General features: G+C 41.4%; 12 protein-coding genes. 7 read left to right on the top strand and 5 right to left on the bottom strand.

All coding sequences use genetic code 11. The features are described 5' to 3' along the window. Positions 1–409: 409 nt before the first annotated feature. The 5 genes from H6A27_RS09770 to H6A27_RS09750 all read left to right on the top strand — a co-directional run bounded on the left by H6A27_RS09770 (position 410) and on the right by H6A27_RS09750 (position 6,332). Positions 410–2,404 (top strand): AAA family ATPase, encoded by a 1,995-nt coding sequence (locus tag H6A27_RS09770; RefSeq protein WP_204401048.1) that lies wholly within the window; start codon positions 410–412, stop codon positions 2,402–2,404. A 76-nt stretch (positions 2,405–2,480) separates the two neighbouring features. Next, positions 2,481–3,092, top strand: coding sequence for an L-threonylcarbamoyladenylate synthase (locus H6A27_RS09765; protein WP_204401046.1), 612 nt, complete (start codon positions 2,481–2,483; stop codon positions 3,090–3,092). 19 nt (positions 3,093–3,111) lie between these two features. Next, entirely contained in the window at positions 3,112–3,969 is an 858-nt protein-coding gene (locus H6A27_RS09760; RefSeq protein WP_204401044.1) for a mechanosensitive ion channel family protein, read from the top strand. Between the two features lie 221 nt (positions 3,970–4,190). Next, complete coding sequence (locus H6A27_RS09755; RefSeq protein WP_204401042.1) at positions 4,191–4,508, top strand: hypothetical protein; 318 nt, start codon at positions 4,191–4,193, stop codon at positions 4,506–4,508. A 6-nt stretch (positions 4,509–4,514) separates the two neighbouring features. Continuing rightward, a complete protein-coding gene (locus tag H6A27_RS09750; protein WP_204508545.1) occupies positions 4,515–6,332 on the top strand; it encodes a YgiQ family radical SAM protein in 1,818 nt (605 codons plus the stop codon). A gap of 57 nt (positions 6,333–6,389) precedes the next feature. On the opposite strand, the gene H6A27_RS09745 is transcribed toward H6A27_RS09750, so the two are convergent. The 3 genes from H6A27_RS09745 to H6A27_RS09735 all read right to left on the bottom strand — a co-directional run bounded on the left by H6A27_RS09745 (position 6,390) and on the right by H6A27_RS09735 (position 10,854). Continuing rightward, on the bottom strand, positions 6,390–7,295 hold the full coding sequence (locus H6A27_RS09745; protein ID WP_204508544.1) for a hypothetical protein: 906 nt from the start codon (positions 7,293–7,295) through the stop codon (positions 6,390–6,392). 72 nt (positions 7,296–7,367) lie between these two features. Next, positions 7,368–9,011: an ABC-F family ATP-binding cassette domain-containing protein gene (locus H6A27_RS09740; protein ID WP_204508543.1), complete on the bottom strand. Its 1,644-nt coding sequence runs from the start codon at positions 9,009–9,011 to the stop codon at positions 7,368–7,370. A 160-nt stretch (positions 9,012–9,171) separates the two neighbouring features. After that, the gene (locus H6A27_RS09735; RefSeq protein WP_204401033.1) at positions 9,172–10,854 is read right to left on the bottom strand and encodes a putative transporter; all 1,683 of its coding nucleotides are present in this window, start codon (positions 10,852–10,854) and stop codon (positions 9,172–9,174) included. A gap of 287 nt (positions 10,855–11,141) precedes the next feature. Here H6A27_RS09735 and mutA point away from each other — a divergent pair, with 287 nt between their 5' ends. Both mutA and scpA read left to right on the top strand, forming a co-directional pair. Beyond that, positions 11,142–13,052, top strand: a complete 1,911-nt coding sequence (gene mutA, locus H6A27_RS09730; protein ID WP_204508542.1) for a methylmalonyl-CoA mutase small subunit — start codon at positions 11,142–11,144, stop codon at positions 13,050–13,052. Between the two features lie 2 nt (positions 13,053–13,054). Continuing rightward, the gene (scpA, locus tag H6A27_RS09725; RefSeq protein WP_204401030.1) at positions 13,055–15,205 is read left to right on the top strand and encodes a methylmalonyl-CoA mutase; all 2,151 of its coding nucleotides are present in this window, start codon (positions 13,055–13,057) and stop codon (positions 15,203–15,205) included. 104 nt (positions 15,206–15,309) lie between these two features. Here scpA and H6A27_RS09720 read toward each other — a convergent pair whose 3' ends face one another. Together H6A27_RS09720 and H6A27_RS09715 are read right to left on the bottom strand one after the other, a co-directional pair. After that, positions 15,310–16,200 (bottom strand): Fic family protein, encoded by an 891-nt coding sequence (locus H6A27_RS09720; protein ID WP_204508541.1) that lies wholly within the window; start codon positions 16,198–16,200, stop codon positions 15,310–15,312. A gap of 93 nt (positions 16,201–16,293) precedes the next feature. After that, positions 16,294–16,646: PD-(D/E)XK nuclease domain-containing protein (locus H6A27_RS09715; RefSeq protein WP_204508540.1), on the bottom strand; the 353-nt coding region annotated here is incomplete at its 5' end.

The raw sequence follows: 16,646 nt of genomic DNA, 5'->3' as shown, positions 1-16,646 counted from the left end.
ACCAAAAGGTCCTAAACTTAACTAAACACATAAATAATTAGAAGGTTAATAGGTAAAATGATTAAGGTAAATTCGAAGGCCAACCGTGAGGCTCGCCAGAGAGAAAAAAGTTATTATTAACTTAAAAAAGAAAGGATAACAATTATGAAAAAGGTAAAAAGTCTTTTTAACAAGATTGCCAATGCAGACCCAATGATTTGGGGTTATGTAATGTTGAACGACAACAAGGCAAACAAAAACTAAAACAAACACGGGTCGGTAATGACCCCTATTAATTTGAAGTTTTATGGTCGAAAGACCAGAGTTATAAAAGAAAAGCGTCTGTATCGGTTACAGCCGCTTTTTTTCTTTTTAATTAATTTGTATATTCGCACTTCGAAAATGATTATCAAGAAACTTTTTTCGCTAAATGGCATTATCAGGCATAGATACAAGCAATAAAGAATTTCAGAATGCGCTGAAACTTATACAATATACACGCCAGTCAGTATTTCTTACAGGCAAGGCAGGTACAGGTAAATCAACATTCCTGAAATACATCTGCCAGAACACTAAAAAGAAGTATGTTGTTCTGGCTCCAACAGGTATCGCAGCTATTAACGCAGGAGGAAGCACGTTGCACAGTTTCTTCAAACTTCCTTTTCATCCACTATTGCCAGACGACCCCAAATTTTGCGGAAACAGACTTCATGAATCATTGAAATATACTTCAAACCATAGGAAACTTCTCAAACATCTCGAACTGATTATTATTGATGAGATTTCTATGGTAAGGGCCGATATAATCGATTTCATAGATAAAGTACTAAGAGTATATTCAGGTAATATGCGTGAACCTTTCGGAGGGAAACAACTGTTACTTGTAGGAGATGTTTTCCAGCTTGAACCTGTTGTAAAAAGTGACGAAAGGGAAATATTAGGTAAATTCTATCCTAATCCATATTTTTTCTCCGCAAAAGTCTTCAGACAAATAGAACTGGTATCTATAGAACTGACTAAAGTTTACAGACAGACCGACAAGGCTTTCGTAGGGGTTCTTGACCATATCAGGACAAACTCAGTAAAAGCCGCAGATTTGCAACTACTCAACACACGTTTCAATGCGCCTGTCGCAAAAAATGAAAATGACATGTACATCACATTAGCGACAAGAAGAGACAGTGTGGACTACATCAACGAAATGAAACTGAACGAGCTGGATACGGAACCTGTAATTCTTCGTGGAGAAATAAGGGGTGAGTTTCCGGAAAGCAGCCTTCCCACGAATATGGAACTGACAGTGAAAAAAGGAGCCCAGATAATTTTCATAAAAAACGACATGGAAAAACGTTGGGTAAATGGTACTATAGGAACTATAACAGGATTTGCTGCAGACGGAAGCATAAGCATAACTACAGACGAAGGAAGAGAATTCTACGTGGAACAGGAAAGCTGGAGCAACATACGATATCACTATAACGAACAGGAAAAGAAAATAGAGGAAGAAGAACTGGGAACCTTCAAACAATATCCCATAAAACTGGCATGGGCAATAACTGTTCACAAAAGTCAGGGACTGACATTCAGTAGGGTTATCATAGACTTCACTGGAGGAGTCTTTGCCGGTGGACAGACATACGTAGCGCTTAGCCGTTGCACATCTCTCGAAGGAATCCAGTTGAAAAGAGAAATTACAAGGGCAGATATTTTCGTCAAACCGGAGATAACAGACTTTTCTCAAAAATTCAATGATGACACATCCATCGACAGAGCAATGAAAAAAGCTCAGGCCGACATTGAATACGAGAATGCCGTGAAAGAATTCGATAAAGGAAACTTTGCGGCGTTCATGGACAGTTTCTTCAAAGCCATACACAGCCGATACGACATAGAAAAGCCTATTATACAGAGATTTATCAGAAGGAAGTTAGGTATCATAAACATATTGAAGGAAGAGAACAAAGCCCTTAAAGAAGAACTTAGAAAACAAAAGGAAAGCCTTAAAAAATATGCTCACGAGTACTATCTTATGGGGAACGAGTGTATAACCAAAGCCAAAGATACAAGAGCCGCACATGCCAATTTCGACAAAGCCATTGAGCTGTATCCTGAATTTGCTGATGCATGGGTTCGCAAAGGTGTAACTTTCTTCGACGAAGACAATCCTGAGGATGCTGAAATATGTCTTAACAAGGCACTGAGCATACAACCTAATAACTTCAAAGCTATTTACAACCGCGGAAAACTGAGACTATTCACCGGAAGGACTGAAGAGGCAATATCAGATCTTGACAGAGCAACAAGCCTGAAACCAGACAATGCCGGCGCACATCAGTTTTTTGGTGAAGCTCTTGAAGCCGCAGGAATGGAATACGAAGCCGAAATCCAATATAGAATAGCTGAAGAGTTAAGAAAGAAAAAATGAACCATAAATCCAACTATCATATTATTGATATTTTTACTACATTTGTGAAATGTACATATAAAACAACCTAAAAATCATGATTATAAAACTATATAACAAAAACAACAGCATCGATACCCTGCAAACCATCACGGACACACTGAATGATGGAGGAATTATAATTTATCCTACCGATACCATGTACGCCATTGGGTGTCACGCACTGAAAGAACGCCCAATAGAGCGAATCTGCAAACTAAAAAAAATAGATCCACGTAAACATAATCTATCAATAATTTGTTATGACTTAAGCAACATCAGTGAATATGCAAAAGTAAGCAATACTACATTCAAACTGATGAAGCGCAACCTGCCAGGTCCTTTCACATTTATTTTGAAAGCAGACAGCCGTCTGCCAAAAATATTCAGAAACAGGAAAGAAGTAGGAATACGCGTACCCGATAATGACATAATCAGGGATATTTGCCGTATGGTAGATGCACCTATTCTATCTACTACACTACCTTTAGACGAAGGTGAAGACATGGAGTATTGCACCGACCCCGAACTTATCTACGAAAAATTCGGCAATGAAGTAGATATTATAATAGACGGAGGTATTGGAGGCATTGAACCATCTACGGTTGTAAATTGTTGTGAAGATGAACCCGAAATAATACGTCAGGGAAAAGGAATATTAGACGAATAAACTTTAAACAAATATAATTATGCTACTTACATTATTAAACGCAGCTTCGAGCGTGACATCGAAAATCAACATTGAAGCAATTATTGACAAACTTATCAGTTGGGGTATTGATACAGGAAAAGATCTTATAGGAGCTATACTGATATATGTCATTGGACGATTCATTATAAAACAAATCACCAAACTTGTCAATAAGATATTAATCAAACGAAAGCTGGAAGTAAGTGTTCAGACATTCCTTAGAAGTCTTTTGAGTATCACACTGAATCTGATTTTAGCATTTGCCATCATAGCGCGTTTAGGAGTAGAAACTACAAGCTTTGCAGCCATCCTTGCTTCTGCCGGTGTCGCTATTGGTATGGCTCTTTCAGGAAATCTTTCAAACTTTGCAGGCGGACTTATAATCCTTGTCTTCAAACCGTTCAAGGTAGGTGACTTCATAGATGGTCCAGGTGCAAGCGGTACAGTAAAGGAAATTCAGATTTTCCACACAATTCTTGCAACCGTTGACAACAAGATAATTTATGTTCCAAACGGCTCTATGAGCAGTAATGTTGTTGTAAATTACAGCAAACAGGACACAAGACGTGCCGAATGGGTAATCGGAGTTGAATACGGTGAAGATTTCGAAAAGGTAAAAGCAGTAATCGAACGTCTTATAAACGAAGACGAAAGAATACTTAAAGACCCTGCACCATTTATAGGCCTTGGAGCACTGTCTGCAAGCAGTGTTGACATAAAAGTACGTGCATGGGCATCAACAGCAAACTACTGGGATGTTTACTTCGACTTCAACAAAAAAGTTTATGAGACATTCAATAAAGAAGGCATAGGATTCCCATTCCCACAACTTACAGTACATCAGGCAAAAGACTAAAACTATATTTATTTTTCAACATGCCCAAGAATATGCCACAACACATATTCTTGGGTTATTTTTTTCTATGTTTTTATACTAACATAAGTTTAAATGGTGTTTAAGCACTGCTTAAACACCATTTAAACTGTATTCAAACAGTATTAAAAATCCATTTTATGGCCAAATATTCAAGACTTATTCTTATATTTGTACATATAACTACATAAAACATTAAAACTATGTACACAATTCAAGCAAACCCTTCAGGAACAAGAAGCCTGAACATTTCAGAAGAAAATCTTAAGACAATCGAAAAATATTCTTTATTCCAACAACTTATTGACAGCAACGGTATAGTGGATGAAAGTGTTCTCGAAAAACTGAAGCTAAACATCCGTTCCCTGATAGCCTCAACTGAAGAAGACTGTAAAGACTTGCTCGACCTGTGTCTGAATGTAATCTATCATGACAATATGAAAGCTTTTGGACTACACCAGCTTATCATGCTTTACATCAATTGGGAAAGAGAAAAAGGTAATATTGAAGAAACTGAATAATAAATCTTGAAAGAACATAATCTTACAGACTGGTTGCCTACAACCAAGAAAGAAGTAGAACTGAGAGGATGGGATGAACTTGACGTTATCCTGTTCAGTGGCGATGCATACGTTGACCATCCGTCATTTGGAGCTGCCGTCATAGGAAGAATGCTTGAGGCACAAGGACTTAAAGTAGCCATAGTTCCACAGCCAAACTGGCGCGACGACCTTCGTGACTTCAAGAAACTTGGTAAGCCAAGACTCTTCTTCGGAATATCAGCAGGATGTATGGACAGTATGGTAAACAAATATACAGCCAACAAGCGACTACGAAGCGAAGATGCATATACACCGGACGGACGTCATGACATGCGTCCGGAATATCCAACGATAGTATATTCGCAGATATTAAAAAGACTATACCCGGAAGTACCTGTAATTATAGGTGGTATAGAAGCTTCGCTGCGCAGACTGACACATTACGACTACTGGCAGGACCAAGTAAGACAATCAATACTGATAGATTCCGGAGCTGACCTGTTGATATACGGTATGGGTGAAAAGCCTATTACAGATTTGTGCAAGCACATGGCTTTAAGTACTGAAGTTCCGACTGACATTCCTCAAACCGCATACGTCTGCAACAAGGATAAGTTTAAAGCAGAGGAGAACGACCTACGACTATATTCGCACGAGGAATGTCTGAAAGACAAGAAGAAACAGGCAGAAAACTTTAAGCATATAGAAGAGGAATCCAACAAATATGCCGCACAAAGAATAATTCAAGAGACCGGAAAGAAAATAGTAGTTGTAAATCCGCCTTATCCGCCAATGACTCAGGGCGAGCTTGATATGTCGTTTGACCTTCCATACACACGCCTTCCGCATCCGAAATACAAGAATAAACGTATCCCGGCATACGATATGATAAAGTTCTCTGTAAACCTACACAGAGGGTGTTTCGGAGGATGCGCATTCTGCACCATATCGGCTCATCAGGGAAAATTCATTGTAAGCCGAAGCAAGGAAAGCATACTTAAGGAGGTAAAAGCTATAACTGAAATGCCTGATTTCAAGGGTTATCTGAGCGACCTTGGAGGCCCGTCTGCCAATATGTATGCCATGAGAGGAAAAGACGAGAATATGTGCCGCCGCTGCAAACGCCCTTCGTGCATCCACCCTAAAGTATGTCCTAACATGAATACAGACCACAGGCCACTGCTCGACATCTATCATGCCGTAGATGCACTTCCCGGTATCAAAAAAAGCTTTATAGGCAGCGGTGTAAGATACGATTTGTTACTTCACGAGAGTAAGGATCCGGAAGTGAACAAAAGCACAAAAGAATATACCCGCGAACTTATAATGAAACACGTGAGCGGACGACTGAAAGTAGCGCCTGAGCATACCAGTGATAGAGTACTTTACGTCATGCGCAAGCCTACATTCGAACAGTTCGAAAGATTCAAGAAAATATTCGACCGCATAAATACGGAGCATAACCTGCGCCAACAGATTATACCATACTTCATAAGCAGTCACCCCGGGTGTACGGCCGAAGACATGGCAGAACTGGCTGTTATAACCAAAAGGCTTGACTTCCATCTGGAACAGGTTCAGGACTTCACACCTACTCCTATGACCGTCGCTACCGAAGCCTGGTACACAGGTTACCATCCTTATACCCTTGAACCTATTTTCTCTGCAAAAACTCAGAAAGAGAAACTTGCGCAACGCATGTTCTTCTTCTGGTACAAGCCTGAGGAAAGAAAAAATATTATCAATGAACTGAGGCGTATGGGAAGGAATGACCTTATAGACAAACTTTACAAGAAGAGATAAAAAAACGAGTGAAACAAACGCTATATCTACGAATCAGTTTGTTTCACTCGTCTTTTATTATTCAGCTTTCAAATCCACGACTTCACGAACAAAATATGTTCCATCATATTCAGCGGCAAATCCATCGTCCCACTTTCCGTTATATTCAAGTCTTAATATAGCTTTTACCGGCTTTCCGTTCTTTTGTCCTTTCGTAACTTTATCATACTTCTCTAAAAGCTGACCGGTCTTGTCAACAATCCAGAATTCTCTGTCGCTGCCTGAAGGAGTAAACGCTCTCACTTCATGCCCTATTCTCAATTCGCCTTCCATGGTATAAAGCAAGTCCATCGAAACTGAATCAGTTTCTGTCTTACACAGTTCAATGCTGTTTTCATCAAACAACGGTGCATCCTGGCCTATTTCCACAAAGACAGCCTTGTCCGGAGCATCATCGTATATCTCAAAATATCTCATTCCGCTATTGCCTGTTCCCCAACCATTACACGTACTCGGAACAGGTTCCTGCTTCTTCATACTATCTATCATCTCCGCATAATCACCGTCAGGAAGCATAATATACCTGCGTACTCCACTGCGGCCGGATGCTGTTTCTTCAAACCTGCATGTCTGACTCTTATCCCAGTCTGCGGAGTTTGAGAGTATATCTATAACGTCGTCTATACGTTTATTCTTCAATTGGAATATCCTGATTAAAGCGTGAGGAGCATCATCACCGTTTCTTACCATAACTATTCCAGGAAGTAAAGGATCAACCAAAAGTCTTATGTTTTCACTCCTTTGAGCCATCAGTTTCATTCCGGCTCCGGAAATCTCAGTCCATTCAAATCCATCGTATGGATTTCTTGAAGGAATAACATTTACCGTATCATTACCTGAAGCTGTATTACTCCCTTTAGTATTATATCCGCATGAAATACAAGAACAAAACACTAACGGCAGCAACCAATTCAACAGTTTCATAATCAAAAAAAATTAAATTATTATTGAAATCATATCTGTTTACAAGTTTTTCCAAGTGTAATAAGCTTAGTTTTACCTGTTCTTCTTTTCAAGTTCCTGAAGACTTTCCATCTTCTTTGTCTCAAGGAACTCGTATATTCCGCACAGATGTTCTTTAACCTTCTTATTACCGAACTCATAAACTTTGGTAACAAGCCCATCGAGGAAGTCACGGTCGTGGGATACTACAATCAGAGTTCCGTCAAAATCCATGAGAGCCTGTTTCAGTATATCCTTGGTCTTCATATCAAGGTGGTTTGTAGGCTCATCGAGGATAAGCAGATTCACAGGTTCAAGCAGAAGTTTGATCATTGCCAGACGGGTACGCTCACCCCCGGACAATACCTTGACTTTCTTCATTGATTCTTCCGGACCTCCGAACATGAACGCTCCAAGCAAGTCTCTGATTTTGTTTCTAATTTCGCCTTTCGCCACATCGTCTATAGTCTGGAACACAGTAAGATTCTCGTCAAGAAGCGAAGCCTGGTTCTGTGCGAAATAACCTATCTGTACGTTATGGCCGAGAGTAAGGATTCCTTCGTGGTCTATCTCGTTCATGATACATTTCACGAGAGTTGACTTACCTTCACCGTTCTTACCTACGAAAGCCACTTTATCGCCACGTTCTATCGTAAGACTGGCATTACGGAACACCACATGATCACCGTATGTCTTTCCTACTCCATCCATTATCACTGGATAGCTTCCACTGCGTGGTGAAGGCGGGAATTTAAGCCTCAACGCCGAGGTATCTTCTTCGTCAACCTCAATCAGCTCTAGTTTCTCAAGCATCTTCACACGGCTTTGAACCTGAAGTGTCTTACTGTATGTACCTTTGAAACGCTCGATGAAATCCTTAGTTTCCTGAATCATCTTCTGCTGTTCCTCGTACTGTTTCATCTGCTGTTCGCGACGTTCCTTACGGAGAACAAGATACTGGGAATAGTTCACCTTATAATCGTATATTCGTCCCATAGTCACTTCTATGGTACGTGTAGTGATATTATCGACAAACTTACGGTCGTGGCTTATAACGATTACAGCCTTCGCACTGTTTATAAGGAACTCCTCAAGCCACTGGATAGATTCGATGTCAAGATGGTTTGTAGGCTCGTCAAGCAACAGTACATCAGGATTCTGAAGAAGAAGTTTTGCCAGCTCGATACGCATACGCCAACCACCGCTGAAGTCGCTTGTAGGACGGTCGAAATCTTCTCTCATAAAACCAAGACCGAGAAGCGCTTTCTCTACATCTTCCTCAAAATGTGTCATATCAATGGCATAAAACTTCTCGCTCATGGCTGCAACCTTCTCAATGAGAGCCATATACGAATCGCTTTCGTAATCAGTTCTTGTGGCAAGTTCTTCGTTCATAGCCTCTATCTCCTTCTCCATTTCCTGAAGATGAGAGAATGCCTGCGAAGCCTCCTCGAATACTGTACGGCCGTCTTCTGTCATAAGATGCTGCGGCAGATATGCTATAACGCAGTCTTTGGGTGCTGTAACCTTTCCACGTGTAGGCTGTCTTACCCCAGCCAGGATTTTCAATAATGTAGATTTTCCGGCACCGTTTTTACCCATAAGTGCTATACGGTCCTTCTCATTGATTTGGAAACTAATGTCGCTAAACAAGGTGGTACCGCCAAACTCGACGGTCAATCCATCTACTGAAATCATAAGTTTTTTAAGTTTTTGAGTATTATAGTTTTTGAGTTTACAAAGGTATGAATTATTGCGCTTTCAGAATCTAACTTTGACAAAAAAATTGGCAGGCAGAAAGGAATATCATCCTCATCTGCTTGCCAAAAGAAATCATTTCATATAAAAATATACATTTCTATGCCATCAGCAATATCAGCAACTGCGCCGTTAGAATACGCAAGAACATACTCAAAGGATAAACTGTAGAATAACCTACGGCAGGAGCGTCGTTACTTGATACCTGGTTTGCATAAGCCAATGCAGGTGGGTCTGTATTACTACCTGCAATAAGTCCCATCAATGTATAATAGTTCAGTTTGTGTCTCCATCTTGCCACAACACCCATTATTACCAATGGTATAAATGTAATAAGGAAACCGACACCCACATAAAGCAATCCGTCACCTTCGACCACAGTCTGCACGAAACTTCCGCCGGCCTTGATACCTACACTTGCAAGGAATAGGGCAAGTCCCACTTCACGAAGCATCAGATTGGCACTCATTGTAGTATATGTAACAAGTTTTACTTTATGACCGAATCGGCCTATAAGTATTGAAATAATAAGCGGACCACCGGCAAGACCTAATTTAATAGGTGTAGGAATTCCCGGAATAGCAATAGGCAGACTACCGAACAATATTCCACACAAGATTCCGACAAAGATTGTAATAATATTAGGATGATCGAGTCGTTTCAACTGGTTACCAAGCAAACCTGCCACACGATCAACAGCGTCCTGAGGACCAACCACCATCACACGGTCACCCACCTGGAGGGTCAACTGTCGAGATGCGAACAGGTCCATACCGGAACGGTTTACACGGGTTACGTTTACACCATACATACTGCTGAAATGCAATTCACCAAGTGTCTTACCGTTAATATTCGACTGAGTGACAAGAATACGTCGCGACACCATAGGCTTTTCAGTTTTTCCTGCGGTATCCCAGTTTACATCTTTCACTTCCGGACCGATGAATGTTATAATAGCCTCCGAATCATCTTCGGCACAAACTATAAACATTTTATCATTAATTTCGAGAACTGTATTTGCATTCGGAATATACACACAGCCATCGCTCTTCATAATACGCGAACAAACGAAATCGCGTGCCAGGAAGTTGCGTACCTGCAAAACCGTTTTACCCTGCAAAGCCTCATTATGAACCTCCAGATTAAGGAAGAAAGGCTTAAGATGCGGATTTGCTTCCTCACCGCGCTTGATTTCTTCCTCTTCCTTGTTCAAATCTATTCTGCAAATAAAACGGATAAGAATCATAGAAAGAATAATACCCATAACGCCCAACGGATAAGCACAGGCATAACCCATCGCTATCTGCGGACCATTATAGTTAATCTGAGTAAGCGCCTCGTTTGCGGCACCAAGACCAGGAGTATTGGTAACTGCACCACACAGGATACCAACCATCATAGGTATGTCAATCCTGCCTTGAAGAGCAAAATACACGATTAAAGCCACAGCTATGTTTAATGCTACAATTCCCGTGGCTACCATGTTCATGGCTATACCGCCTTTCTTAAAAGAAGAGAAGAAAGATGGTCCAACCTGAAGACCAATACAGAACACAAATAAAATTAACCCGAAGTCTTGCACGAAATTAAGAATGGAGGTATTTCCGGTAAATCCAAAATGTCCAACCAGAATACCTACGAACAAGACAAATGTGACCCCCAGCGAAATACCGAAGATCTTAATCTTTCCCAATAACACACCCACTGCTATAACAAAGGCATAAAGAGCAACTATGTGGGCTATTGAATCGGGATTGAATAACAAATCACTTAACCAATTCATAGTTTTTAAAATAACACATAAATAATTTGCAACAAAAGTAGTTAAAAAATAATAAGGTGTCAAATTATAAGCCTCAAAAGTAATTATTATGAAAGTTTTTTTTGCCACACAGACATTACAATACTATAAAAAATCATTCCGTTTTATAAAATAAATGTTTATATGAAGTGTATTTCTTACCCGAAAATGCACGAGATAACAAGAAATTTGTATCTTTGCCTTAAAAGGTACTTGAACTATGAAGTACGAATCTTTAATATAACCTATTTATATAAACCTAATCGACTATGGCAGATAGTAAAGAAAAACTCTTTTCCGATTTCCCTTCCGTAAGCACACAGGAATGGTTGGACAAGATTACAGTTGACCTTAAAGGCGCTGATTTTGAAAAGAAGTTGGTATGGAAAACCAACGAAGGATTTAAAGTAAAACCTTTTTACCGCAAAGAAGATCTTGAAGGACTGAAAACCACTGAAGGACTCCCTGGAGAATTCCCATACGTAAGAGGAATAAAAAAAGACGACAATACTTGGTTCATACGTCAGGATATACAAGTTACAGATGCTGCTGAAGCAAACGCAAAAGCACTTGACCTATTAAATAAAGGTGTAGATTCCCTATGTTTTAAAGTAAACGCGACTGATATAAGCGCAGATTTCATAAAGACTTTACTTAAGGATATTTGCTGCGACTGCATCGAACTGAACTTTTCTACCTGTCAAGGACATACAGTGCAACTGGCGGAACTGCTTGTGGCATACTTCAAGGAAAAAGGATACGACCCTAAATCACTGCAAGGTTCTGTCAACTTCGACCCTATCAGCAAGATGTTAGGAAAAGGCAAAGACAGAAGCGGACTTATCACCAACGCAAAGAAACTCGTTGAGATTTTCGCAGAATACCCTAAGTTCCGTTGCATCACAGTAAATTCAGTTGACCTTAATAATTCCGGTGCATATATTTATCAGGAATTGGGATATGCACTCTCTTGGGGTAATGAATATCTCAATCAGATGGTAGAAGCAGGTGTTCCTGCCGCTCTCGCCGCAAAGAAAATAAAATTCAACTTCGGTATCAGCTCAAACTATTTCATGGAAATCGCAAAATTCCGTGCTGCTCGTATGCTTTGGGCTAACATCGTAAAAGAATATAATCCTCAGTGCCCTCGCACAGACTGTTCCAACACTGGTGCAGACGGTACTTGCTATTGCGCTTGCAAGATGGTTGCACATGCAGAAACATCCAAATACAATCTTACACTTTTCGATGCTCATGTAAATCTGCTCCGTACTCAGACTGAAGCCATGAGTGCCGCTCTGGCAGGTGTAAACTCTATCACAGTCACTCCATTCGACAGTGTTTACGAAACTCCTAACGAATTCTCTGAACGTCTGGCACGCAACCAGCAGTTATTGCTTAAGGAAGAATCACACTTCAACCGTATAGTTGACCCGGCAGCCGGCTCATATTATATCGAGAACCTTACTGCTTCTATAGCTCAGCAGGCATGGAACCTGTTCCTGGCTACTGAAGATGAAGGTGGTTTCCTTGCAGCTGTAAAAGCTAACAAGGTACAGGAAACTGTAAATGCCAGCAACAAGGCTCGTCATGAGGCTGTTTCAAAACGCAAGGAGATACTCCTCGGTACAAACCAGTATCCTAACTTCTCTGAAATGGCAGGCGAAAAGACTCCTGAAGAATGCAAGTGCAACTGCGGATGCAGCCACGGAACAGAAGAAGCCGCTCCTTACATGGCTCTTGACAAGTCACGTGCTGCAAGCGAATTCGAGGCTCTCCGTCTGCAGACAGAGCACTCAGGCAAGCGTCCTAAAGCATTCATGCTTACTATCGGAAATCTTGCTATGCGTCAGGCCCGCGCACAGTTCTCATGTAACTTCCTTGCATGTGCCGGATATGAGGTTATTGACAACCTCGGCTTTGCTACAGTAGAAGAAGGCGTGGAAGCTGCTATGAAGGCTAATGCAGACATCGTTGTGATGTGTTCAAGCGATGACGAATATGCAGAATATGCAATTCCTACATTCAAGGCACTCGACGGACGCGCTATGTATATCGTGGCAGGTGCTCCGGCATGCATGGACGATCTGAAAGCAGCAGGTATCGAGAACTTCATCCACGTTCGCTGCAACGTATTGGAAACTTTAAAAGAGTATAACGAAAAGTTAGGAATTAAATAACTATGAAACCGAATTTCAAAAACATCGATATATATGCCGGATTCCAGCCTAAAGACGGTATGGAATGGCAGAAAGCCAATGGCATTGAAGCCAATTGGAGAACACCGGAACAGATTCAGGTAAAACCGGTCTATACAAAAGAAGACCTTGAAGGAATGGAACACCTTGACTATGTGGCAGGTATCCCTCCTTATCTTCGTGGTCCTTACTCAATGATGTACACTTTCCGTCCTTGGACTATCCGCCAGTATGCAGGATTCTCTACAGCCGAAGAATCAAACGCATTCTATCGCCGTAACCTTGCATCAGGACAGAAAGGTCTTTCTGTGGCATTCGACCTTCCTACTCACCGCGGTTACGACCCAGATCATCCACGTGTAGTTGGCGATGTAGGTAAAGCCGGAGTATCTATCTGCTCGCTCGAAAACATGAAGGTTCTGTTCGACGGTATTCCATTGAACAAGATGTCTGTATCAATGACCATGAACGGTGCGGTACTTCCTGTAATGGCTTTCTATATCAATGCCGGACTTGAACAGGGTGCGAAACTTGAAGAAATGGCAGGTACAATCCAGAACGATATCCTTAAGGAGTTCATGGTGCGTAACACATACATCTACCCACCTGCATTCTCAATGAAGATTATCTCTGACATCTTCGAATATACATCACAGAAGATGCCTAAGTTCAACTCAATTTCTATCTCAGGTTACCACATGCAGGAAGCAGGTGCTACAGCAGACATCGAGTTGGCTTACACTCTTGCCGACGGTCTTGAATATCTCCGTGCCGGTGTAGCTGCAGGTATCGACATTGATGCCTTCGCTCCTCGCCTCTCGTTCTTCTGGGCTATCGGTATGAACCATTTCATGGAAATTGCGAAGATGCGTGCCGCACGTATGCTTTGGGCTAAGATTGTAAAACAGTTCAATCCAAAGAACCCTAAGTCACTGGCATTGCGTACTCACTCACAGACTTCAGGATGGTCGCTCACAGAACAGGACCCATTCAACAACGTAGGCCGTACTTGTATCGAAGCTATGGCTGCCGCTCTTGGTCACACTCAGTCACTACATACAAATGCGCTTGACGAAGCCATCGCACTTCCAACAGACTTCTCTGCACGTATCGCACGTAACACTCAGATTTATATCCAGGAAGAAACTCAGATATGCAAGAACGTTGACCCATGGGGCGGTTCTTACTATGTTGAGGCTCTTACAAACGAACTTGCTCACAAGGCTTGGGAACACATTCAGGAAATCGAACGTCTGGGCGGTATGGCTAAGGCTATCGAAACAGGTATTCCTAAGATGCGTATCGAAGAGGCTGCAGCCCGCACTCAGGCACGTATCGACTCTGGCGAACAGACTATCGTGGGTACAAACAAATACCGTCTTGAAAAAGAAGACCCAATTGATATCCTCGAAGTGGATAACACAGCAGTTCGTCAGGAACAGATTGAAAACCTCCGCCGCTTGAAGGAAGGCCGCAACCAGGCTGAAGTTGACAAGGCTCTTGCAGCAATCACAGAATGTGTGAAGACAGGTAAGGGCAACTTGCTTGAACTTGCAGTAGAGGCAGCACGGGTTCGCGCTACATTGGGAGAAATCTCAGATGCTTGCGAAGTGGTAGTAGGACGTTATAAAGCAATAATCAGAACAATATCAGGCGTGTATTCATCAGAAAGTAAGAAAGATGCAGATTTCGCAAGAGCTTGCGAACTGACAGAAGAATTTGCGAAGAAAGAAGGTCGCCGCCCACGTGTAATGATTGCCAAGATGGGTCAGGACGGACACGACCGTGGTGCAAAAGTTGTAGCGACAGGTTTCGCCGACTGCGGTTTCGACGTTGACATGGGACCATTGTTCCAGACTCCGGAAGAAGCAGCACGCGATGCAGTAGAAAACGACGTTCATGCAGTAGGTGTTTCTTCACTTGCGGCTGGTCACAAGACTCTTATCCCACAGATTATCGCCGAGCTGAAGAAACTTGGCCGTGAAGATATCCTTGTATTCGCAGGTGGTGTAATCCCTGCTCAGGACTATGACTTCCTCTATAAGGCAGGCGTTATGGCTATCTTCGGTCCTGGTACATCAGTAGCAAAATCTGCTTGCCAGGTTATGGAGCTGTTGATGGAAACTGAAGAGTAATATTCTACAAGTAAGACAATAAATTATCCGGTTTTTAAATGCTATTTAAATGGTTATTAAATACTATTTAAACAGTGTTTAAAAACCGGATTTTATTTACTTATTCAATTATATTGTATGCGGAAATAATCCAACAAGACCTTGTATTCATCCTGTGCAGCAAGACATGTATCTCTGAGATATTCCTTTATATGCGGCCATTGCTGCAAGCCACGATAATAGAACATCTTCAGTTCATCGGTTATAATGAAGGGTACTATACCATTTGCAAGACATTCCTTAAACATTATAAGTCGTCCTACTCTACCGTTCCCATCCTGAAAAGGATGTATTAACTCAAACCTCTGGTGAAAATCAAGAATATCATCAAAAGTCTTTTTCTTTATGGCATTATATTCTTTCAATAGCCTGAAAATCTCATGTTTTGTGTTCTCAGGGGCGACAGTTTCTATTCCGCCGACCTCATTGGGTATCTTCTTATAATCACCCACCGCAAACCATGATTTAAGACTATCAGAAGTTCCGGACTTTAGTATCCTGTGAAGTTCTTTTATGAATCCCTCTGTCAGGCGTTCTTCAGCCTTGTCTATAATCATGTCAATACAACGGAAATGGTTTGTGGTCTCAACAATATCATCGACTTTCACACTTTCCCCCTCAAAACCTATTGTATTGGTCTCAAATATGTATCTCGTCTGATCATGAGTAAGGCGACTTCCTTCTATATGATTGGAGTTGTATGTCAAATCAATCTGAGTCCGATGATATATCCCACCTTTCAGTTTCATTTCCTTTTGTTCCCGCAATATTTTAAGCAAAGGCATAGTCTCATGCTTTTGCCTTCCTCTCTTCGGAACTTCCGAATCGGCAGGAATATTCCATGTTTTACCTACCAGTATTACACCCTCAATCTTACCTGTCGCACAATAATTACGAACGGTGCGTTCAGATATGTCATGCTTGGCAGCGAATTCTGTAACTGAAATATATTTCATATCCTATAAAATCTATCGGCAAGTTTATATAATAGAACGTCATGGCAAAGATACATTTTTTGCCGATATCGGCAATATTTCAATCAAATAAAGTCAGGCTACTATCCACCTGTCTATAGTCCTTGTTTCAGAACTGAAATTCACTCCTACCTTGATAACCTTCCGTCCGTCGGCAACAAATGCGGAGGCATAGCCTTTTGAGTCTATCTGAGCCATGGCTTCCTCGGCTGTCCCATCAAGTTTGAATTCCATGACATAGATATAATCGGAGGTCTTCAGAACAAGGTCAACACGTCCACGCGATGTATGATATTCCACTTCCGAATGGAATCCCATTAGCTTGAACACTATGTAGAGAATGTTCTGATAGTGTACTTCACGGTCGCGTGGCGCAAGTTCGTATGGTATATCATCGAAGAAAGTCTGCAGGCGGCTCAGGAATGAAT

The organism is Bacteroides caecigallinarum (assembly GCF_016902295.1).
GTDB classification, from domain to species: Bacteria; Bacteroidota; Bacteroidia; order Bacteroidales; family Bacteroidaceae; genus Phocaeicola; species Phocaeicola caecigallinarum_A.
Note: the sequence above shows the minus strand (reverse complement) of the source record. Positions and strands in the feature narration are given on the sequence as shown.

Bases quoted from the DNA above. Each gene is read 5' to 3' on its own strand.
- H6A27_RS09770 (WP_204401048.1), top strand. From the start codon at position 410: ATGGCATTATCAGGCATAGATACAAGCAATAAAGAATTTCAGAATGCG.
- H6A27_RS09765 (WP_204401046.1), top strand. From the start codon at position 2,481: ATGATTATAAAACTATATAACAAAAACAACAGCATCGATACCCTGCAA.
- H6A27_RS09760 (WP_204401044.1), top strand. From the start codon at position 3,112: ATGCTACTTACATTATTAAACGCAGCTTCGAGCGTGACATCGAAAATC.
- H6A27_RS09755 (WP_204401042.1), top strand. From the start codon at position 4,191: ATGTACACAATTCAAGCAAACCCTTCAGGAACAAGAAGCCTGAACATT.
- H6A27_RS09745 (WP_204508544.1), bottom strand. From the start codon at position 7,295: ATGAAACTGTTGAATTGGTTGCTGCCGTTAGTGTTTTGTTCTTGTATT.
- H6A27_RS09740 (WP_204508543.1), bottom strand. From the start codon at position 9,011: ATGATTTCAGTAGATGGATTGACCGTCGAGTTTGGCGGTACCACCTTG.
- H6A27_RS09735 (WP_204401033.1), bottom strand. From the start codon at position 10,854: ATGAATTGGTTAAGTGATTTGTTATTCAATCCCGATTCAATAGCCCAC.
- mutA (WP_204508542.1), top strand. From the start codon at position 11,142: ATGGCAGATAGTAAAGAAAAACTCTTTTCCGATTTCCCTTCCGTAAGC.
- scpA (WP_204401030.1), top strand. From the start codon at position 13,055: ATGAAACCGAATTTCAAAAACATCGATATATATGCCGGATTCCAGCCT.
- H6A27_RS09720 (WP_204508541.1), bottom strand. From the start codon at position 16,200: ATGAAATATATTTCAGTTACAGAATTCGCTGCCAAGCATGACATATCT.